General features: G+C 50.3%; 20 protein-coding genes and 2 pseudogenes. 13 read left to right on the top strand and 9 right to left on the bottom strand.

The genetic code is table 11. The features are described 5' to 3' along the window. Positions 1 to 80 precede the first annotated feature (80 nt). Together ABLU96_RS07065 and ABLU96_RS07070 are read left to right on the top strand one after the other, a co-directional pair. Positions 81 to 3,188, top strand: coding sequence for a beta-galactosidase (locus ABLU96_RS07065; protein ID WP_064406404.1), 3,108 nt, complete (start codon positions 81 to 83; stop codon positions 3,186 to 3,188). Positions 3,189 to 3,243: 55 nt separating this feature from the next. Further along, entirely contained in the window at positions 3,244 to 4,494 is a 1,251-nt protein-coding gene (locus ABLU96_RS07070) for an MFS transporter (RefSeq protein WP_025105768.1), read from the top strand. A 73-nt stretch (positions 4,495 to 4,567) separates the two neighbouring features. On the opposite strand, the gene ABLU96_RS07075 is transcribed toward ABLU96_RS07070, so the two are convergent. The 3 genes from ABLU96_RS07075 to ABLU96_RS07085 all read right to left on the bottom strand — a co-directional run bounded on the left by ABLU96_RS07075 (position 4,568) and on the right by ABLU96_RS07085 (position 6,302). Beyond that, positions 4,568 to 5,656 (bottom strand): AAA family ATPase, encoded by a 1,089-nt coding sequence (locus tag ABLU96_RS07075; RefSeq protein ID WP_064406407.1) that lies wholly within the window; start codon positions 5,654 to 5,656, stop codon positions 4,568 to 4,570. A 102-nt stretch (positions 5,657 to 5,758) separates the two neighbouring features. Next, positions 5,759 to 6,019, bottom strand: coding sequence for a hypothetical protein (locus ABLU96_RS07080; protein ID WP_014229513.1), 261 nt, complete (start codon positions 6,017 to 6,019; stop codon positions 5,759 to 5,761). 28 nt (positions 6,020 to 6,047) lie between these two features. Next, entirely contained in the window at positions 6,048 to 6,302 is a 255-nt protein-coding gene (locus ABLU96_RS07085; RefSeq protein WP_032694471.1) for a hypothetical protein, read from the bottom strand. Positions 6,303 to 6,683: 381 nt separating this feature from the next. Here ABLU96_RS07085 and ABLU96_RS07090 point away from each other — a divergent pair, with 381 nt between their 5' ends. Then, a complete protein-coding gene (locus ABLU96_RS07090) occupies positions 6,684 to 6,956 on the top strand; it encodes a CsbD family protein (RefSeq protein WP_004851233.1) in 273 nt (90 codons plus the stop codon). A gap of 63 nt (positions 6,957 to 7,019) precedes the next feature. Here the strand turns inward: ABLU96_RS07090 and ABLU96_RS07095 are convergent, their stop codons facing one another. After that, the gene (locus ABLU96_RS07095) at positions 7,020 to 7,331 is read right to left on the bottom strand and encodes a hypothetical protein (protein ID WP_025105771.1); all 312 of its coding nucleotides are present in this window, start codon (positions 7,329 to 7,331) and stop codon (positions 7,020 to 7,022) included. Between the two features lie 162 nt (positions 7,332 to 7,493). Here ABLU96_RS07095 and ABLU96_RS07100 point away from each other — a divergent pair, with 162 nt between their 5' ends. From ABLU96_RS07100 to ABLU96_RS07130, 7 genes and pseudogenes are all read left to right on the top strand, one after another. After that, positions 7,494 to 8,033, top strand: a complete 540-nt coding sequence (locus ABLU96_RS07100; RefSeq protein ID WP_025105772.1) for a DUF2058 domain-containing protein — start codon at positions 7,494 to 7,496, stop codon at positions 8,031 to 8,033. 114 nt (positions 8,034 to 8,147) lie between these two features. Beyond that, positions 8,148 to 8,624, top strand: coding sequence for a cold shock domain-containing protein (locus tag ABLU96_RS07105; protein WP_032749004.1), 477 nt, complete (start codon positions 8,148 to 8,150; stop codon positions 8,622 to 8,624). A 945-nt stretch (positions 8,625 to 9,569) separates the two neighbouring features. After that, positions 9,570 to 9,830, top strand: a complete 261-nt coding sequence (locus ABLU96_RS07110; protein ID WP_025105773.1) for a hypothetical protein — start codon at positions 9,570 to 9,572, stop codon at positions 9,828 to 9,830. A gap of 688 nt (positions 9,831 to 10,518) precedes the next feature. Then, on the top strand, positions 10,519 to 11,148 hold the full coding sequence (locus ABLU96_RS07115) for a helix-turn-helix transcriptional regulator (RefSeq protein ID WP_218187240.1): 630 nt from the start codon (positions 10,519 to 10,521) through the stop codon (positions 11,146 to 11,148). 284 nt (positions 11,149 to 11,432) lie between these two features. Next, positions 11,433 to 11,699, top strand: a pseudogene (locus ABLU96_RS07120) (SOS response-associated peptidase family protein); the annotation flags it as partial. Between the two features lie 477 nt (positions 11,700 to 12,176). Then, a complete protein-coding gene (locus ABLU96_RS07125) occupies positions 12,177 to 13,445 on the top strand; it encodes a hypothetical protein (protein WP_133163272.1) in 1,269 nt (422 codons plus the stop codon). Between the two features lie 117 nt (positions 13,446 to 13,562). After that, the gene (locus ABLU96_RS07130; RefSeq protein ID WP_163520947.1) at positions 13,563 to 13,727 is read left to right on the top strand and encodes a hypothetical protein; all 165 of its coding nucleotides are present in this window, start codon (positions 13,563 to 13,565) and stop codon (positions 13,725 to 13,727) included. A 263-nt stretch (positions 13,728 to 13,990) separates the two neighbouring features. On the opposite strand, the pseudogene ABLU96_RS07135 reads toward ABLU96_RS07130, so the two are convergent. The 3 genes and pseudogenes from ABLU96_RS07135 to ABLU96_RS07145 all read right to left on the bottom strand — a co-directional run bounded on the left by ABLU96_RS07135 (position 13,991) and on the right by ABLU96_RS07145 (position 15,804). Next, positions 13,991 to 14,252 (bottom strand): annotated as a pseudogene (locus ABLU96_RS07135) (DNA polymerase III subunit theta). Positions 14,253 to 14,408: 156 nt separating this feature from the next. Continuing rightward, positions 14,409 to 14,900, bottom strand: a complete 492-nt coding sequence (locus ABLU96_RS07140) for a hypothetical protein (protein ID WP_064406410.1) — start codon at positions 14,898 to 14,900, stop codon at positions 14,409 to 14,411. Beyond that, positions 14,887 to 15,804 (bottom strand): hypothetical protein, encoded by a 918-nt coding sequence (locus ABLU96_RS07145; RefSeq protein WP_133163271.1) that lies wholly within the window; start codon positions 15,802 to 15,804, stop codon positions 14,887 to 14,889. The genes ABLU96_RS07140 and ABLU96_RS07145 overlap by 14 nt, the downstream gene beginning before the upstream one ends. Between ABLU96_RS07145 and ABLU96_RS07150 the strand changes: the two genes are divergently transcribed. Beyond that, complete coding sequence (locus ABLU96_RS07150) at positions 15,778 to 16,278, top strand: tyrosine-type recombinase/integrase (RefSeq protein WP_224244123.1); 501 nt, start codon at positions 15,778 to 15,780, stop codon at positions 16,276 to 16,278. The genes ABLU96_RS07145 and ABLU96_RS07150 overlap by 27 nt on opposite strands. Before the next feature lie 153 nt (positions 16,279 to 16,431). On the opposite strand, the gene dcp is transcribed toward ABLU96_RS07150, so the two are convergent. Continuing rightward, positions 16,432 to 18,474: a peptidyl-dipeptidase Dcp gene (dcp, locus tag ABLU96_RS07155; RefSeq protein ID WP_348862406.1), complete on the bottom strand. Its 2,043-nt coding sequence runs from the start codon at positions 18,472 to 18,474 to the stop codon at positions 16,432 to 16,434. A 171-nt stretch (positions 18,475 to 18,645) separates the two neighbouring features. Here dcp and ydfG point away from each other — a divergent pair, with 171 nt between their 5' ends. Continuing rightward, on the top strand, positions 18,646 to 19,395 hold the full coding sequence (gene ydfG / locus ABLU96_RS07160; RefSeq protein ID WP_004851244.1) for a bifunctional NADP-dependent 3-hydroxy acid dehydrogenase/3-hydroxypropionate dehydrogenase YdfG: 750 nt from the start codon (positions 18,646 to 18,648) through the stop codon (positions 19,393 to 19,395). Between the two features lie 90 nt (positions 19,396 to 19,485). Continuing rightward, entirely contained in the window at positions 19,486 to 20,172 is a 687-nt protein-coding gene (locus ABLU96_RS07165; protein ID WP_004851246.1) for a GntR family transcriptional regulator, read from the top strand. Positions 20,173 to 20,215: 43 nt separating this feature from the next. Here ABLU96_RS07165 and ABLU96_RS07170 read toward each other — a convergent pair whose 3' ends face one another. Then, positions 20,216 to 20,647, bottom strand: a complete 432-nt coding sequence (locus ABLU96_RS07170) for a universal stress protein (protein WP_025105778.1) — start codon at positions 20,645 to 20,647, stop codon at positions 20,216 to 20,218. Positions 20,648 to 20,849 lie beyond the last annotated feature (202 nt).

Genomic DNA, 20,849 nt, shown 5'->3' on the forward strand with positions numbered 1-20,849 from the left:
GGCTATAGCGAAAATAACTGATAACAAAATCATATTGTCTAGCGAATGACATTTTTATCACTTATCCGTCAGGAATACGTATGCAACAACACGACTCTCTTTCCGCCGCAGGAGCAACGTTCCATCAGATTCTCGCCCGCGAAGACTGGCAGAACCAGACCATTACCCATCTCAACCGTTTACCGGCTCACCCGGCTTTCGCCAGCTGGCGCGATACCGACGCGGCGCGGAAAAACCAGCCCTCGGCGTTCCGCCGCCGGCTTGACGGCCAGTGGCAGTTCTCCTGGGCTCGCAGCCCGTTTGACGTGGATGCCCGCTGGCTGGAAGACGATCTGCCGGACAGCCGCAGTACGCCGGTGCCGTCAAACTGGCAAATGGAAGGCTACGACGCTCCGATCTATACCAACGTCCGCTACCCGATCGACACTACGCCGCCGCGCGTGCCTGAGGAGAATCCGACCGGCTGCTACTCGCTGACGTTCAGCGTCGATGAGAGCTGGCGAGCCGACGGCCAGACGCAGATTATCTTCGACGGCGTTAATTCGGCTTTTCATCTGTGGTGCAACGGCGAATGGGTCGGTTATTCGCAGGACAGTCGCCTGCCCGCGGCCTTCGATCTCTCGCCCTACCTTCAGCCGGGTGATAACCGCATCTGCGTGATGGTGATGCGCTGGAGCGCGGGTACCTGGCTTGAAGACCAGGATATGTGGCGCATGAGCGGCATCTTCCGTTCGGTCTGGCTGCTGAACAAACCGACCCTGCACCTCTGCGACGTTCAGCTCACGCCGCAGCTCGATGCGCTCTATCGGGATGCCGAGCTGCTGGTGAACTTAAGCGTCGCCGCGCCGGTCGCGCTGCTGGAGGCGCTGACGGTGAAGATCGAACTGTGGGATGACGATCGTCTGGTCGCCAGCCACCAGCAGTCGCCGGGTTCGCCGATTATCGATGAGCGCGGAAGCTATGCCGAACGCGCGGCGATTCGTCTGCCGGTAGAGCGACCGGCGCTGTGGAGCGCGGAAACGCCAAACTGCTATCGGGCGGTGGTGTCCCTGTGCCGCGGCGATGAAACGATCGAGGCTGAAGCCTGGGATATCGGCTTTCGCCGGGTTGAAATCAAAAACGGCCTGCTGCTGTTAAACGGCAAACCGCTGCTGATCCGCGGCGTCAACCGTCACGAGCACCATCACCAGCGCGGCCAGGTGGTGACCGAAGAGGATATGGTGCAGGACATCCTGCTGATGAAGCAGAACAACTTTAACGCCGTGCGCTGCTCGCATTATCCAAACACCCCGCGCTGGTATGAGCTGTGCAATCGCTATGGCCTGTACGTCGTTGACGAAGCCAATATTGAAACCCACGGCATGGTGCCGATGAATCGTCTTTCCGACGATCCGGCCTGGCTGCCGGCCTTCAGCGCCCGCGTCAGCCGGATGTTGCAAAGCAATCGCAACCACCCGTCGATTATTATCTGGTCGCTGGGGAACGAATCCGGCGGCGGCGGCAACCATGAAGCGATGTATCACTGGCTGAAGCGCAACGATCCCTCCCGCCCGGTGCAGTACGAGGGTGGAGGCGCCGACAGCACCACCACCGATATTATCTGCCCGATGTACGCCCGCGTTGAGCGCGATCAGCGGATTCCGACGGTGCCGAAATGGGGGATCAAAAAGTGGATCAGTCTGCCGGGCGAGCAGCGCCCGCTGATCCTCTGCGAATACGCCCACGCGATGGGCAACAGCCTCGGCAACTTTGCTGATTACTGGCAGGCCTTCCGCGACTATCCGCGCCTGCAGGGCGGGTTTATCTGGGACTGGGCCGATCAGGCCATCAGCAAAACCTTCGACGACGGCAGCGTCGGCTGGGCCTACGGCGGTGATTTTGGCGATACGCCGAACGATCGCCAGTTCTGTATGAACGGCCTGGTCTTCCCCGACCGCCGCCCGCACCCTTCATTAATTGAAGCGAAACACGCGCAGCAGTACTTCCAGTTTACCCTGCTTGCGCAATCCCCGCTGCGTATCAGCATCAGCAGCGAATATCTGTTCCGCGCCACCGATAACGAAGCGCTGCGCTGGCAGGTCCAGGCCGCCGGAGAAACCTTTGCCGAGGGTCAAGTGAAGCTTGAGCTGAGCCCTGAAGGCCAGGGCGAGCTGACGCTGTGCGATGCGCTGACGCTGCCCGTGGGCGCCGAAGCGGTGTGGCTGACGCTGGAGGTTGTCCAGCCGCAGGCCACCGCCTGGTCCGACGCCGGGCATCGCGTCGCCTGGCAGCAGTTCCCGCTCGCCGCCCCGCTGGCGCTGCGCCGGCCTTCCCCCGTCGGCACGGCGCCAGCGCTGGAGAGCAGCGACGCGGCCTGGACCGTACGCAGCGGCTCGCAGCAATGGACTATCGACCGGGAGAGCGGCCTGCTGACCCACTGGCAGGTAGAGGGTGTGGAACAGCTGCTGACGCCGCTGCGCGACCAGTTTGTGCGCGCCCCGCTGGATAACGATATCGGCGTCAGCGAAGTGGAGCGCATCGACCCCAACGCCTGGGTTGAACGCTGGAAGAGCGCCGGGCTCTACGGCCTCAGCGCCCGCTGCGTACAGTGCGACGCCCAGCGCCTGGCCCATGAAGTGGTTATCGATAGCCGCTGGCACTATCTGCGCGGCGACGAAGTGGTGATTGTCAGCCACTGGCGGATGACGTTTGATGGCGAAGGCAAGCTGCATCTGGCGGTCAATGGCGAACGCGCCGGCACCCTGCCGCCGCTGCCGCGCATCGGGCTGAATTTCCAGGTTCCGGACCAGCATCAACCGGTTTCCTGGCTCGGCTACGGCCCGCATGAAAACTATCCGGACCGCCGCACCAGCGCCTGTTTCTCCCGCTGGCAGCTGCCGCTGGAAGAGATGACCACACCGTACATTTTCCCGACGGAAAACGGCCTGCGCTGCGATAACAAAGCGCTGGACTGGGGGCGCTGGCACGTCGCGGGCGATTTCCACTTCTCCGTACAGCCCTACAGCACCGCGCAGTTAATGAAGACCGATCACTGGCACAGGATGAAGCCGGAAAACGGCGTCTGGATCGCGCTTGATGCTCAACACATGGGTATCGGCGGCGATGACTCCTGGACACCCAGCGTACTACAGCAATGGCTGCTGCTTGAGACACAATGGCAATATCAGTTAACGATTCATTTCCAATAATAATCGGGGGCGCCAGCCCCCAACCTTACAGGCATAATAATATGGAATATTCACAATGAAACTCTCTGAACTCGCGCCACGAGAACGGCATAATTTTATATATTTCATGCTGTTCTTTTTCTTCTACTATTTCATTATGTCAGCCTACTTCCCCTTCTTCCCGGTGTGGCTGGCGGAAGTAAACCATTTAACCAAAACCGAAACGGGGATTGTCTTCTCCTCCATTTCGCTATTCGCGATAATTTTCCAGCCGGTGTTTGGCCTGATTTCCGATAAGCTCGGCCTGCGCAAACATCTGCTGTGGACGATTACGATTTTATTAATCCTGTTTGCCCCGTTCTTTATTTTTGTTTTCTCTCCGCTGCTGCAGATGAATATCATCGCGGGCGCGCTGGTGGGCGGGATCTATCTGGGGATCGTCTTCTCCAGCGGCTCCGGGGCGGTAGAAGCCTATATTGAACGCGTCAGCCGCGCCAACCGTTTTGAATACGGTAAAGTGCGCGTCTCCGGCTGCGTCGGCTGGGCGCTGTGCGCCTCAATCACCGGCATTCTGTTTAGTATCGACCCCAATATCACCTTCTGGATCGCCTCCGGCTTCGCGCTGATCCTCGGCGTGCTGCTGTGGGTCTCGAAGCCGGAAAGCAGCAATAGCGCCGAGGTTATCGACGCCCTGGGCGTCAACCGTCAGGCTTTCTCCATGCGCACCGCCGCCGAGCTCTTGCGGATGCCGCGCTTCTGGGGCTTTATTATTTATGTCGTTGGCGTCGCCAGCGTCTATGACGTTTTCGACCAGCAGTTCGCCAACTTTTTTAAAGGCTTCTTCGCCAGCCCGCAGCGCGGCACCGAAGTGTTTGGCTTCGTGACCACCGGTGGGGAATTACTCAATGCGCTGATCATGTTCTGCGCGCCGGCAATTATTAACCGAATTGGCGCCAAGAATGCCCTGTTAATTGCCGGGGTAATTATGTCAGTCCGAATTTTAGGCTCGTCTTTCGCGACCTCGGCGGTGGAAGTGATTATATTAAAAATGCTGCATATGTTTGAGATCCCCTTCCTGCTGGTTGGCACCTTTAAATATATCTCGTCGGCATTTAACCCAAAACTTTCGGCGACGCTGTTCCTGATCGGCTTTAATTTATCGAAACAGCTGTCGGGCGTTGTGCTCTCGGCGTGGGTAGGACGGATGTATGATACCGTCGGCTTCCATCAGGCTTATCTGATCCTGGGCTGTATTACCCTGAGCTTTACCGTCATTTCGCTGTTTACCCTGAAAGGCAGCAAAACCCTGCTCCCGGCCGCAGCATAACGCCAGGCCGCCGGAAACCCTCCGGCGGCGCGTCGGCAATACACCGTTAAGACGCCGGGTAAGGCAGTTGCCGCTAGCCGGCGATCCGCGTTTCCCCGTCGCTATTTTCCAGCCCGTAAAGGCGCGCTTCCGCCATCGATGAAATCAGCTCAGCCAGCTCGACGGAGTGGCTGGTTAACCAGATTTGGCTATAGCGGGCCGCTTCGACAATCAGCCGGGCCAGCGCCGGGAACATCTGGCGATGCAGGCTGTTTTCCGGCTCGTTAATGGCCAGAAATGCCGGAGGGCGCGGGCTTAATAGCGCCACCGCCAGGCACAGGAAGCGCAGCGTGCCGTCGGACATTTCCGCCGCCAGTAAAGGCCGCCAGACGCCGTTACGGCGCATCTTCATCGAGAAACGCGAGTTTTCGTTTTCACAATAAAAGGTACACGCCGGGAACGCTTCGCCGAGGATCTCATGCAGCAGCTCTTCGGCGCCGATTTCCACGATGGTCTGAAAGGCGGCGGCGAGGTTATGCCCATCGCTGTCGAGCACCGGCGAGCGGTAGCCTACCGTCGGGTGTCGCAGCGGTGAGAGTCTGCCAATATTGAATTCGTGATAAAAGCGCCAGTGGCGCATGGTTTCCCTGACCCGCGAGACCTCCGGAAAACGGTGCGGCTCGCCCAGTTGGCCAAAAATCGATTCATTCTCGTAAATGGCGTCGGTAAAGGTACTCTTTTCGCCATTCACATCCACCAGGAACGCCGCCTGGTTTTTACGCTCCAGCACGCGCGATGAAGGACGTCGGGAAAATCCCGCCAGCCAGATCGACTCCTCTTTAACGATCGGATCCAGCTGAAACTGGGTAGGGTAAGGCAGCTTTTCCGGAAAACCCACCTGCAGCTGGTAGTCAAACTCGTCGGTCAGACAGCCAATCTGCAGCCGCCGCGGAAAGCGGTCGGTCGGCGCGCCTGGCCCGGACCACATAATGTTTTCCAGCCCGCCCTCATCGCTGATATAGCCGGAAAACTTCCCGTCGGCGCAGGCGGTTAACAGGTGGATGGCTTTATAGATATTGGATTTACCGCAGCCGTTGGGGCCAAAGACGATATTCAGCGCACCGAGTTCCAGCTCAATATCCCTGACCGATCTGAAATTTTTTATCCGGATATGGTTAATCATAGATTCCCGAAACTGATAAAAGCGTTTGGCGCTACTGTATCGGAGGCGAAAGGAAAACAAAACAGGCGCGGACCGGACGACGGCTTGCCGCCCGGCTCCGGCTTAGCTGAAGAGTTTTTTCATGCCGCGGGTCAGCGCGACTCTTTTGAGTTTGTCTGTATCCTCATGGCTCTCGTTGAAAACGCCGAAAAAATAGCGTTCATCGTCAATGGTCTGCGATACGATTCTGTAGCTCAGCGGCTGGCCGGATTTCGCGCCGTACTGCGCAGGCGTCACGGAAATCTCCGTCGCGTTATCGGCAACGCTAACCATCAGGCCGTCGCCCTTCCCTCCAACCAGCATCACCTTAATTAACGGGTGCACCATGTCCCTCCCGGGTTGAGGTCAATGATTAATTTTCGATGGCCGCAGGCTGACAGTTGGCCGTTGCGCCGCCGTGGCCGGACTTGTCTTTAGCGGAGGCCGGCTGAGCGCCCTCTTTACCAACAACGGGCGGTAACGGCACGCCTTCTTTGTCCACCGCAGGCGACGCCTTCTGGCAGGTCGCCGTTTTCGTGGCCTCTGCGCCCCAGACAGGGGTTTGCAGACTCAGGATCGCCACGGGAGCAAGCAGCAACGTGTTCTTCAGTACTTTCTTATAGTTCATACCGGCCTTGAGTAAAAAAATTTCTTTCTTATGCTGAGCTAAGCGCTGATTATTAGGAGTAAAAGCTGACAAATGATGAAGGAAAAAAGAGGAATTGTGAACATCAATAGTTCTTATTTATGAATTGCCGCCTTTCCTGCCCCCGCGCCTGACGGATCTTATATCCAGGAATTACCTTAATCAATTGAAATGACGGCAATCCCCCCATTCTGGCGACGTTTCTTTTCGCCAGAGTGTAGCGCTTTTGTGGCAGAAACAGCGACCTGGTTTATATCCCGGACGTTGTGGAAAATTCCTGGAGTGAGGCTCACCGACGGCTGAGCATTTGTACTTCGCTTGTTAGCCACTAGACTTAAATAAGTCAAACGAAAGGAGACTCCCATGTCATCACAAGAGTATGAAAACGACGCGCAGAATCTGGCGGACAAAGTGAGCAACAAAGTCAATGAATTCGCCGGGGAAGCCCAGCAGCAATTTGGTGATGCGGTTGATTCGCCTAAACATCAGCTAAAAGGCGCGGCCCGTAAGTATGCCGCTCAGGCGTCGGATGCCGTCTCAGAGGTCTCCGAGCGCGTAAGGGAAAATCCGCTGACCGGGCTGCTGGCGGCCGGCGCTATCGGGCTGGTGATTGGTTTACTGGCGGGACGGAAATAACCCATTATAAGGCCCTTTGGGCCTTAATTTTTTTGCCTGCGGCGCGCTTATGCTAACGCTGACTCAAATCGCCACGACTTCAGCTACGTTAAACTGAAAAACGTAAGGGTCGGACAACAGGTGGAATTGCTCATCATCCGCATAGGTCACTGCGACATGATACGCTTCACCGGCAAAGGCGATGACCGCATCCAGATTGTGCCAGTACGTTGCCAGGAAGAAGTGTTCCCACTCCCCCTGCGTTTCCCGTCTGACAAACGCCCCCGCGTTGCCGCTGATGCCCTGGGAATGCTGTACGCCTGTCGCCTGCAAATGAACCGCAAACGCATCGCCAAACTCAACGGGAACACAACCATGCCAGGTTCTGACAATCATCTTTACACCTCATAAAAAATCAATAAAGATGCATTTATAGCAAATAAATGGCGATAATAGTGATTTTTTATGCAATTGCTTTGTGCGAATCATACCGCCTGGTACATCCCGGACATTTGCAGGTATAATCTCACTCATTATTCAGCGGATTCAGACACGAAGATGACAAAACTCACCTTACAAGAACAAATGCTTAAAGCCGGGTTAGTGACCAGCAAAAAAATGGCCAAAGTTCAGAGAACGGCGAAAAAGTCCCGCGTTCAGGCTCGCGAAGCCAGAGAAGCAGTGGAAGAGAATAAAAAAGCGCAGCTTGAGCGAGATAAGCAGCTTAGCGAGCAGCAAAAGCAGGCGGCGCTCTCGAAAGAGTATAAAGCGCAGGTTAAGCAGCTTATTGAAATGAATAAAATCGATATTTCAAAAGGCAATATTGATTTTAACTTCACGGATAACAACTTCATTAAAAAAATCGCCGTGGATAAACTCACCCAGGCACAGCTGATTAGCGGCCGTCTCGCCATTGCGCGTCTGGCCGGTGATAACGACGGCGAGAGCAAATACGCGATTATCCCGGCGAGCGTCGCCGATAAAATCGCCCAGCGCGACGCCAGCAGCATTGTCTTAAACAGCGCGCTAAGTGCGGAAGAGCAGGACGAAGACGATCCATATGCTGATTTTAAAGTTCCCGATGATTTGATGTGGTAAGCAATGCGGGCCTGCGCAGACCGGCGATTCAGGCCTGGTCTGCGCAGGCGTTGTGCTTTACACTGCGCGCGGCAAAAATTGAGTAGATAAACGATTAACCAGGCGGTAACGGCGATGAACGGAACGATCACAACGTGGTTTAAAGATAAAGGTTTTGGATTTATCAAAGATGAAAACGGCGATAATCGCTATTTTCATGTGATTAAGGTTGCCAACCCTGAACTCATTAAAAAAGATGCAGCAGTCACTTTCGAACCCACCACCAATAACAAGGGTTTGTCAGCCTATGCGGTAAAAGTCCTGCCGGAAAGCAAATATATCTATATTGCAGGCGAGCGGATTAAGCTTACATCGATCAAATCTTTCCTGGTGTACAGCGAGGAAGAGCCCGCCGATGCCCGCATCGACAAAGAGAATGCGGTCCTTTCCGTAGGCCTGTTGATGGGAAACATCAGGCCAAAATCCGCCGCTAAGCCTGGCGAAATGCGCTCGGTGAAAAAGCTGGCCATTACCACCTTCCAGGGAACCACCCTCATCTTCTCGGAAGATGAGATAGACATTGAGGCCACGGTAAAACTGCTTAAGGTGTGAAAGCGTACGGCTCAAACAACCGGGCTCTGCGCCCGGTTTGGGAGTGATGACAAATCTGTTTAAACATCTTCCCCGGATCTTCACCGGGTGGCGGTTGACGCCTTACCCGGCCTGCCAATACCAGAGTCACAACCTGCCGCGCAATTTCTTCGGACTCGTGCAAGCGAAGCGCCGTTAGGTAATTCCAGCCGTTCTGTTCTTTATCCGCAATGGGACGCCGGGCTCTGCGTCCTTTATTAACCAGATAATTTTTCTCCTCCCTCAGCCAATATCCGCCTGCCTCTCGGTTTATTCCAGTCGCGTGCGTTTTGCCCGTAAAACATGACGCAAAATACGCTAATCCGCATTAGCTGTTAAAAAAGGTTATTATTACCCTAAATAATTCGAGTTGCAGGACAAGGCACTCGTGCCTTGAACAGCGCTTACGCTGGCCTCGAAGGGGCGAGGCCACAGGCAGACATCATATTGAGCCCTGCTGATACCCTATTTTCATTTGCCTTGCGCACGGTGATGAGTAAGGTAAGTCCTAAAATGTTCCCGGCGGTAAACGGTTTGTTGGTTTTGCCCGCAGCGCGAGGCTAAAATTTTGCCGCTATGGTACTGCCTCCATAGCACATTGCTCACCTGCAGCTCTTGCATACGGTTTGCAGGTGAGCAGCCTTATCCGCAGCAAAATTTACTTATTCACATTTTATCCGCTGATTTCTTGATATATCGGCGATCCGTTCCATAATGAAGTCTACGCACATCGCGCCCTTCTTTAGGGGATACGCCAGTAGCAGCGCTTTTGGACATAACCGCTTCTGCAGCTAGCCCCCATCCGGCTTGATCATCGACATCTCTCAGTAACAGAGTTTTTGGATGTTATTCAATAGCTTATTCCTGTGAAGTCAGAAACGCGTTTTCTCAAAAAAATCTTGAAATGAGGATTTAAGCCCATGAAATATGTATAGTTACCTTGATATAGAAAAAATCAAAGCCAATCTTGAGTGGATTGTTAATCAATCTTCAGCAAACTCTGAGATGCCCTCAGTTTCCGATCGCAAAACAATCTACAGCCTTCTGGAGCTCATACAGACCTATGACGGACTGCTGGAGTTAATTGTCCAATACGGAATTACCGTAGTCGATAAGGAAATCATCGAAGGCTTGTCGCTTACAGAAGAGTTTATCGCTAAGGTCAAATCGAATGCGAATGCATTTTAACCATACCCAGGCACCTCTACAGTATCACTTCCCCATCTTGATGAATGTAAGGCTTCAGTTTGGGAAGGAAAAACGGACCCGACGCTCGGTCCTCGTTACGTGACAATCGCCGGACTAACCCAGTCCGCGGTTTTTCAGCCTCAGCTCAATCTTAAGCGCGCGCTCGCGACACTGGCGACAAAGCGCAGTTAAATCAAAACCCGTGCCGCGAGACAAAATGGCCTCGCGGAAGCGCTGGCCCTGTTCGCGGGTTAAACCACCCTGCTCAACGCGTCCCGGATAGCTACGCGGTGGAAGTATCAAATCAACGGCATGCATGCCGTTAAATGACGAATAGCGCCTCGCCCTATGATTCAATGGACGCCGCTAAAGATTAGCTTTGGATGCTATATTTATAATGATTTTCTGAATGATTGTCATTAATTAATAAAAACCGTGAATGCAAATTAATAGTGGCATTACAAATCTTGGCATTTAGTGCGATTAAAAACGCTGAAAAACAAACAAATCACCTACACAAGCTGCTGATTTGGCTGCGAATTTTTATTAAAAAGTAAAGCCACTCTTTCTATAAACCTATTGCCATTATATTCAATAGGAAATATCCTAATCTCATCAGGCGTTACTTAAATAAAACATCATACGGCGGTCGAAATTTTTCCACCGTCTTTTTAAAAATAAGAAAATCATGCTAAAAATCGCCATCATCACCAAAAACATTTATTTAGAAAAGGCCATAGAGGAACTGACCCAAGAAATTGCGAGCACCAAAGGTATAAGCGACCTTTGTTTTCAAAGCAATAACATAAAAGATCACTTCAAAAAACCAGACATAATTTTTACTGAGATGGAAGTTGGCGAGTATTTATTATGCCAGGAAATGAAAAGATATAAATCAGAGTGTCCAGCGGTGGTAATTTTCACCAAAAAAGAGATAACGTTTAATCCTTCCCTGCTGCCTTTATGCGTTCAAAATGCTGTCACTTTATTTCATAAAAGCAGCCTTGAAACGATCAAAAAAAACCTGTCCATTCTCTTTGATGAATTTGTCGCGGGCGATAAGAAACGTATAACGATAGAGAAGAATCGCTGTTTAAAATGCCCGCATCAGTCATTGAGTCGTTCGCAACTAAAAATCATTAATGCCATAAATCTTGGCCTTAATAATAATGAAACAGCAAAAAACCTTGGCATCGATCACAGAACCGTATACTCTCATAAATTGAGAATAATGAAGAAATTCCAGTTAGAAAACAATCAGGAGCTTATCAGATTCTCCTCCATCGTCATGAGAAGAACATCTCTCTATTTTAATTAGAACTTCATACGTTTGCTTTTAAAACTCAACTTTTGCTTTTTTCTGTCTTGAAAATACGAAAACCCAGAAATCAGTGAGACCAGCAGTAAAAAAACCGCAAACACCAGAAGAAATATATTAGCCATACTCAATCCGTTCAATAAAAGATATGCAAGAGATAAGACAGATGATAGAGTGAAGAACATTCACAGAGCAAGTTCGCTTATTAAATTTAAGAAATCCATGCAACAATGTAAGTAAACTCCTAATATTGCAAGGAAGCTATATTTAATATATTAATATTATTGTTTAAGCCTCTACGGCAACATGGGAGAGCAATTTGTTTTGCAGACGGCTGGTTTGAATGGAAGCGAGCAGGCGACAAGAAACAGCCTTACTTCATCCACCGTTAAGACAGAAAGCCCATCTTCATAGCGGCTATCGGCAGCGTCCCTTTCGAGCGTGGGGATGAAGATGAGGGATTTTTGATTGTCACCGCTGCAGCCTATCACGGTCTCGTCGATATTCACGACCGCCGGCCACTCGTTCTGGTGCCGGAATCAGCGCGCGAATGAATGCGGCAGGATATCGGCAGCAAGCAAAATCAAGGGGCAGCTTGATAGCCCACATATAAAGAATTCATATAAAACATAGAAAATAATAATTTTAACTTATTACTTATGCATCGCATTTTCTACCTGATATGAACTCAGCAATCACACTTTTCTCGGCTCAGGGTCATAATAACTGAAATCCTCTCGCATGCAACTTCACCGACCTAAAATAAAAACTCTCTTGCATCAAAGTCAGTCAAATAGTTTGAATAAATACACGCATGGGTAATTGCGCCAAAATAAAAAACGATTTAATAACTCAGCCCATGACTTAATAACACACCAGAAAACAAATAATTACTCGCACTATCCTAAGATAAACTTTCATTTTTTAAAAAAGACATCAGACACTTAACTTGACTAACTTCATCTAAGGTACGCAACCGATACTGGGCGGACTGCAAGCTAAGATATAAATTACATTCAAAATGTGATATGAATGACAATGATAATATTGTTTACACAAAACCGCTTGGCTTAGCTAAACTGGATATTATTGAATCTCTTTTGGGAGGTTATAATAGCCATGTTCAGAGCATGGCTCGACGTAGTACTATTATTACCCCATGCAAAATTTTCAGCCCAACCATGAAAGGGGAAAACATGCGAACAGCTCTTGCAATGCTAACATTAATAATACCCGCATATGCTAATGCAGATACTTGCGAAAGTATTATCGGGTTATCAAAAATCACCCACATAACGGTTCGAGATCAAAACTCTATTGAGCAAAATGCAGATTATTTCTGCAAAGAATATAGCAAAGGCACATCGGTATCCAATAATTCTAAATTTGGTGCCAGTTACAGCGTTCTTTCAGCTAGTTTCGGAAGTTCGAATGCTACAGTAATTCAAGTAGCTAGCAGATATTGCTCAGCAGAAAGTAACTACTCAGAAAGTCAAGACGCCTACAAACAATATATAGAATCCATTGCGCCAGGTGCATATGATGCCTACAAACAATGCACCGAAGCAAAAAACAACATGACATATAATGTAGATAGTATCCTGCCATCAGAATTTTCAATGTCTGTAGGTTTCGCATCGCCAGGCTCTCATGATAAGTCAGCTTCAATTGCCTATTCTGCATCTAACGGTGTTTCATGTAAGTGGAATGACTCAGAGACCAAATCTATAGTTATTCCAACAGGATCTACAGCTATTCTTGAGTGCAGCAGAAACGAACAAAGTAAAAAAGCTTTTGTTAAAATTGTAAGAACAGATTCAACGGTGCCCCCTCCTTTAACCCTATCTTGGCAGGCATATGATAATCAAGACAATCCTATAGATGCTCTAACAACAATCGATGATCGTTTAAAAAACCTAGAAATGGAGTTGACAAGACTACAACAAAACAGTGTTGTTGGTTTTATGTCAGATACCTGTCCTTCTGGATGGATACCTGTGCTAAACGCACAGGGCAGATTCCTTAGAGGTATAGATAGTTCAGGATCTACAAAAATCGACCCGGCAGGAATACGTATCCCAGGAAGTATCCAAGAGGATATGATCGCAAAACATACGCATACTTATCAATCCGGGTTTCATTCTGGTGAATCAAATAATGGGACAGGGGCTGACCCTAACAAGAAAAATGCGGTATTAACTAGTACAGATGAGGGTAAATCAAAGGATGGAGAATTAGGTCCTGAAACTAGGCCGAAGAACATGGCCGTTCTATTCTGTACCAAAGAGAGAAGGTAATACCCATAACGCATAGTTAAATTCAATTAAGTGACCGCTTACTGTACCTTTTGTTATACGATCTGCATCGGGTCACATTATGCGCCAGCTGCCTATCCAGCAAGGACACATATCACGATGGGTATGAAATTGATTTTTGAATCAGCGCTGGCTCTGGTCGCTTCAGTCATTGACAGCGTAACTGCATATCTTAATGCCGCATGTGGGATTGCAGATCTCAAATGGATAGCGGCTATCGATAATGATAGCCGCAATATGATTATGCTGTCAGGCTTGACATAAATTCTGCAAGCAGAGCGTTAATCTTCGCCATTACTGACATATCCTGATGCGCAGCAACACCTGGAAGCACGATAGACAGAGCAAAATCATACGTCCCCATCAACGATGCACCACCTATTCCTAGTCTCCTCTTTGAAAACAGTACCAGTCTGCAACGATTGAGGCCAGAATGTATTCTTCAGCAGACAGCTCCACGCCTTCCAGCACCACAACTTATATTGGCGCGGTATAAATAAAAGGGCGGGGAACTATCCCGTGCATAATCATTTCTTGGCGTTCTGCCCGGCAATCTCGATGTAGCACGGATCGGATGCCGCGGGAGTTGAATGCTCTGTTCGCGGTAGTAGCGTACACCCCCCATGAAGTATTCCCGGAGGTGTTCAGGTTGTTCTCTGGCGACCTACTCTACTCAGCTATCGCCGACATATTCAGGCGCGCTTTGTATGTAACGCCACTGGCGGCCAGATCGACGTTAACCTGGTCTCGCACTTCCTGGCTTTTTGCTGCAATATTCCACTTCAACACAAGAAAAATCCCCAGTGGTGCTGAGGGGATAATAGCTCACTTCTAACTGTACTGCTTGGCATTTGCTCTAAAGGACTTTTACCACAGAATTGATAATTGCTAACAAACAAATAGTTAGTTATGAAAGAAACTGTAATGGTCAAAAACATACCGCAGCTAATCATTTTTTTCGGTATTATTTTGCTCTGAAGCCTTTAAGGCTTTTGATTGTAGTTCTTTAACTTTTAACCATAGTTGTCCAGAAACAACAATTTTTCCTAACGCATTGACCAACCCTTCCTGATCCCAGCAGTCTGTTCGTTCACCCATAAATTCAATTGTGAAAGGGTACCCATCAGGATCTTGCTCCCAACGGGCAATAGAGGCATTCCCACCACTGCTTAGAACTATCTTTAATGTTCCAGTAGAACCTTTACTATCTAATGAGACAAGTGGAGGAGCACTCTGATTTATAATGGCATAAGTTTTTGCTATTTCTGCAAATGCACTAGGTTTTTGTATGTAGCGTTCAATGGTAAACAGGCCGTCAGTTTCATCAGCCAGCTCACTATTTAACGAGGAAAAAACCTTATCGACGCTCTCGCGGTTTTTCTCAACTCTATTCGCTTCGCCCATACCAGTTTTGATAAGTTCTTTAAACTGAAACATTTTTAACCTCTCTTTTACATATACATCCAATAACCGGCATGTGGTCAAAATAATGCTTGCTATCCATTATGGCAACACGTAGTTTGTCAGTCAAAACTACTCCCGTAGAAGACTCTTTAAGATACCATGGCCCACAATGGAGAAAATGGCCTGAAAAAATGATCTGATCGAACGTAGACCAGTGATTGCGATTACCTGATTTGCTATAACACGTCCCAAAGTCATGTTGTTGCTCATCTATAGTGAATGGCATTCTAGCAGCAAGAGCCTTCCAGTACGGGTTATATAACCAAAAATTAGGCTCTGAAAGTACTAAGGCTCTATCGTTTGTTGCGCGTATGTTTTTGAACAAACTTTGTGAATATGGTTCATCATTATAATCCCCCATTAATATAACCAGTTGCCCCCCCTCAATGAAACGCTCGATATAACGTCTTAAACCTTTAGAACATTCGTCTCTAAAGTCATCCGCAATTTTACGGAGTTGACTTGGCCAATGCGAGACAAAAATATTTATGACAGAGGAAGCATCCCCATTAATAACAATAATCAATTGTTGAGCAACTTTTACTATAGATGTTCCTAGTCTAGCGGTATGTGCCATACCTTGTATAACGCTAATTTCACCTGATTCATAAATATAACCGACATCAAACTCTGCTCCAGTTAATGTTCTGTCTGGTAAAAACTGAGCTGAAAGTGATAACCCAAGTTTACCAAGCTCGCTGGATATATGATTAAATGAGTCCTTATTTACCTCACATAAAGCTAAAAACATTATTTTTTTGCTGGTAAATAAATCCACAATAACTTCAACCGCATCAGCCATGTTGGCAGGCGCACGCATCTCCTTAATACCTGGTGGCGAAATCGCGCAATTCCAAAATGCGAATATAAATTCCAAGCCCCCTCTCCCCATGCATTTAATAATGCTTCACATTATAGCAACGATGTATCGGTTTGGGAGGGATACCTGCACGTTAAGCAACAAAAGACAGGTGTGAAACTTGCTATTCCACTCAGTTTGCGCAGTGAGGTGCTGGACGTTAGCCTGGCACAAGTGATCAAGCGCTGTAGGGATCGGGTTGTTAGCCCGTGGCTTCTTCACCACGTAACGTCCAGCGGTAAAGTAAAAGCTAGTGATCAGGTTGGCGAGAACAGTCTTAGCGTTTCCTTCAAACTCGCAGTGGATAGCACCAACCTTTCCGTTGAAAGAGGGAAAACAATGCCCACTTTCCATGAGCAACGCTCGCTGTCCGAACGTCTGTACGAGGCTCAGGGAATCAACACCCAACAGCTGTTAGGGCACTCATCGGAAAAAATGACCGCGCAGTATCATAACGATCGAGGTCTCGACTGGGTGAAAGTGAAGGTGTAGCTACGTGAAAAATTGGGCCGTACCCCCATGCAAATTTAGCAAAATTTAAAGATTTATTTTGGAGAAAAGTTTTGGAGGGATTTTGGGGAAGAAAAAAAAGACAAAAAAACCGGGCGCTGCGCCCGGTCTTCTTCTACTCGTCAAAACGCTCGGCTAGCTCAGCCCGCGGTTTTCCAGCATCGGCTCAATCTGCGGATCGTGTCCGCGCCACTGGCGATAAAGTTCTGCTAAATCAGTACTATTGCCGCGAGACAAAATCGCTTCGCGGAAGCGCTGGCCGTCTTCACGGCTTAAACCACCCTGCTCAACAAACCACTGGTAGCCGTCATCCGCCAGCATTTGGGTCCACAGGTAAGCGTAATAGCCCGCGGCGTATCCGCCGCCGAAAATATGCGAAAAGTAGCTGCTGCGATAGCGCGGCGGCACGGCGGCCAGATCCATATTCTCCGCACGCAGGGACGCGGCTTCAAACGCATCGACATCGTCCGGGAGTTTATCCTCCCTCACGCTATGCCAGTGCATATCCAGCAGCGCCGCTGCGAGCAGTTCGCTCATGTCGTAGCCTTTATTAAACTTCGCCGCGCGGAACATGCTGTCGCGCAGCGCGGCCGGCATGTTTTCTCCGGTTTGATGATGCCGCGCATAGTGGGCAAATACCTGCGGCTCGCTGGCCCAGTGTTCATAAATCTGTGAAGGAAACTCAACAAAATCGCGCGGCGTATTAGTTCCCGACAGACTGGCATACTTCTGGCTGGCAAACAGGCCGTGCAGGGTATGCCCAAATTCGTGAAATAAGGTGATGACCTCATCCCAGGAAAGAAGCGCGCTATGTCCGGCTTTGGGTTTCTGGTAGTTACAGACGTTATAAATTACCGGATGCTGCGCACGCAGGGTGGATTGTTCAACAAATACGCCCATCCACGCCCCGCCGCTTTTGCTGTCCCGCGAGAAGTAGTCGCCGTAGAACAGCGCAATTCCCTCTCCGTTAGCGTCGATAATTTCCCATACCTGCACGTCCGGATGATAAACCGGAATGTCGAATCGCTCGACAAAGCGAATACCGAACAGCTGTGTCGCCGTCCAGAACACGCCGTCGCGCAGGACGCGGTCGAGGGCAAAATAGGGCTTGAGCTGCGCTTCATCGATGGCAAATTTCGCCCTGCGCACCTGCTCGGCGTAATAGAGCCAGTCCCACGCCGCCGCGCGGAAATCACCGCCTTCATTATCAATAACTTGCTGAATATCCGCCAGCTCCTGCTCGGCCCGCGCCTTCGCCGCCGGAGCGATTCGCCGCATAAAGGCAAACGCCTCTGCCGGATCGCCCGCCATCTGATCGGCCATTGACCAGCTGGCGAAGTCATCAGCGCCCAGCAGCTGCGCTTTGCGCGCGCGGAGCTCCGCTAGCCGCAGTACCAGCTCGCGAGTGTCATTCGCATCGCCCTTCTGATTTCGCGTCCAGCCTGCTGCAAACAAATTCTCTCGCGTCCGCCGGTCCTGCAGCGAAAGCAGCGCGGGCTGCTGGGTCGTATTGAGTAAAGGCAGCAGCCAGCGACCACCTAATCCCTTCTCCTGCGCGGCTTCTGCCGCTGCGCTTATCTCATCGTCGCTAAGCCCTGCGAGCTGATGAGCGTAATCCACCACCAGACCACCAGATTTTACCGCCGCCAGCAGGCGCTGCTGAAACTGGCTTTGCAGCGCTGCCGCTTCGGTATTCAGCGCGCGAAGCGCCGCTTTTTGATCGTCCGCAAGCGTGGCTCCCGCAAGGGTAAAGCGTTGCCAGGTCACCTCCAGCAGACGTCGGGATTCGGCGTCAAGGGAGAGCGACTCTCGCCGCTCCCACACCTGCTTCACGCGTTGAAAAAGGGCATCGTTGAGCCAGATATCATTCGCCAGTTCCGCCAGCTCAGAGGAAAACTGCTCATCAAGCGCCTGAATGGCCGGATTGGTCTCCGCGCCCGCCATAGCGAAGAAGACGTTGGTTACCCGAGCCAGCAGCTGGCCGCTCTGCTCCAGGGCTTCCAGCGTGTTGGCAAAATCAGCCGGCTGCGGGTTATTCGCGATAGCGGCAATCTCTGCGCGCTGGCGACGAACGCCCTCGTCGAAGGCCGGACGGTAATGACTCACGTCAATCAAATCGAAACGCGGCGCCTGATAAGGCAGCAGACTGACGCTAAAAAAAGGATTGTTCTCCGACATCTTCATCTCCTGAACACGATTATTCTGTAAGATTAGGCAACTCATTGATTGACCGCAATGATTACTCTGTTCACCGCCGCGTTCGGCGGGGAGGTCTGGTGATTTCCATTACCCGTCGCCGGGATCGCGTGCTATGGTATGAAGACACAAAAATCGTTGAGGAACAGTAAGATGATTATCCTGGTTACCGGAGCAACAGCGGGTTTTGGTGAAAGCATAACTCGCCGTTTTATCGCTAACGGTCACAAAGTGATTGCCACCGGGCGTCGCGAAGAACGCCTGAAAACGCTTAAAGATGAGCTGGGCGAGAACCTTTATACCGCCCAGCTGGACGTGCGCAACCGTGCAGCCATTGAAGAGCTGATTGCCGGACTGCCGGCAGACTGGCAGGCGATTGATGTTCTCGTCAATAATGCCGGGCTGGCGCTGGGACTGGAGCCCGCGCATAAAGCCAACATTGAAGACTGGGAAGACATGATTGACACCAATAACAAAGGGCTGGTGTATATGACCCGCGCCGTTCTGCCGGGAATGGTTGAGCGTAATCGCGGCCACGTAATCAATATCGGTTCGGTCGCCGGCGCCTGGCCTTATGCTGGCGGTAACGTCTACGGCGCGACCAAAGCGTTTGTGCGTCAGTTCAGCCTCAATCTTCGTACCGATCTTCACGGTACCGCCCTTCGCGTGACCGATATTGAGCCCGGTCTGGTCGGTGGCACCGAATTCTCTAACGTGCGCTTTAAAGGTGATGACGCTAAAGCCGAGAAAGCTTACGAAAATACCCAGGCTCTGACTCCGGAAGACGTCACCGAAGCGGTCTGGTGGGTCGCAACCCTGCCAAAACACGTCAACATTAATACCCTGGAAATCATGCCGGTCAGCCAAAGTTTTGCCGGACTGAACGTGCACCGCCAGGGCTAAGCTCTGTAACCCGGCCCGCGGGCCGGGTCTGGGCTGGAAGACAAAAAACGCGTAAAATAGCGCAAATACCTCATATAAAAGTAATCATCCATGGCCGCAGAAGCACAACTGAATCCGACACAGCCCGTTAATCAGCAAATTTATCGTATCCTGCGTCGGGATATCGTCCATTGTCTGATCCCGCCAGGCACCCCTCTTTCGGAAAAAGAAGTCTCCGTGCGCTTTGACGTTTCCCGGCAACCGGTACGCGAAGCTTTTATCAAACTGGCTGAAAATGGCTTAATTCAGATCCGTCCGCAGCGCGGCAGCTATGTGAATAAAATCTCGCTCTCGCAGGTGCGTAACGGCTGTTTTGTCCGCCAGGCCATCGAATGCGCCGTGGTGCGACGCGCCGCAGGAATGGTGAATGATGAACAGCTCTACCAGCTTGAGCAAAATCTCAATCAGCAGCGTACGGCGGTGGAGCGGCAGCAGTTAACGGATTTTTTCCAGCTGGATGACGAATTTCACCAGAAGCTCTCGCAAATCGCCGACTGCCAGCTCGCCTGGGATACCGTCGAGAATATTAAAGCCACCATTGACCGGGTGCGCTATATGAGCCTCGATCATGTGACCCCACCCGATATGATGCTGCGTCAGCACTATGATATTTTCCAGCCGCTGGTCGCCCGCAATCCGGATGCGGTTGAAAAAGCCATGCGCCTGCATCTGCAAGAAATTAGCGAGTCCGTGCTGCTTGTTCGTCAGGAAAACAGCGACTGGTTCAGCGAGGAATAAAACGAGTTGCGGCAGAACAGGTTATCTGCCGCTAGAAATTGACTTACCTGACAACCAGAACCGGTATTTTAGCGTGACGTAAAATCGACTCAGCGTTTGAACCAAGAAGATGAGTGGATATACCCGGCTTGCGGGAACCAATAACGATAACGTCAAAATCCTCATTGCCGCTCACCGCCAGAATTTCATCGCGCACGTTGCCAAAGACCACTCTGGAATGAATCCGCTCGGCGGGAATGGAGAACAGACGGGATATTGTCTTCATCTTTTTCTCCGATTCCTCACGCATATAGGCCTCAAACTTACGTATATCGGCCGCAAAACCGCGTAAAATTGAGCTGCTGCTGTTCGGCAGAACGTTGAGCAGCGTAATCTCCCCTTCATCCGCTGATGCTAAAAACTCAGCATGGCGAACCGCTTTGTCACTTAAATCCATTTCAAAAACGTCTACGGGCAGCAAAATTTTTTTGTACATAGTCCGTTCTCCTTTTTTCTGAGGAAACTTAGTAAGTTAACTCATCATGCCATATTTACTTCACCAGGAGAATGAATAATCACCCCGATAAATATTTAATTCATTAAAATAAACATCAGTTATTTATACTTAACTGTTGTTAGATAAAGTTATGTATATTCAACGATCTGGATCAAAGATTGCGCCTGACGCGAAATATATT

It is taken from the genome of Klebsiella sp. CN_Kp106, assembly GCF_040064575.1.
Taxonomy (GTDB): Bacteria; Pseudomonadota; Gammaproteobacteria; order Enterobacterales; family Enterobacteriaceae; genus Klebsiella; species Klebsiella michiganensis.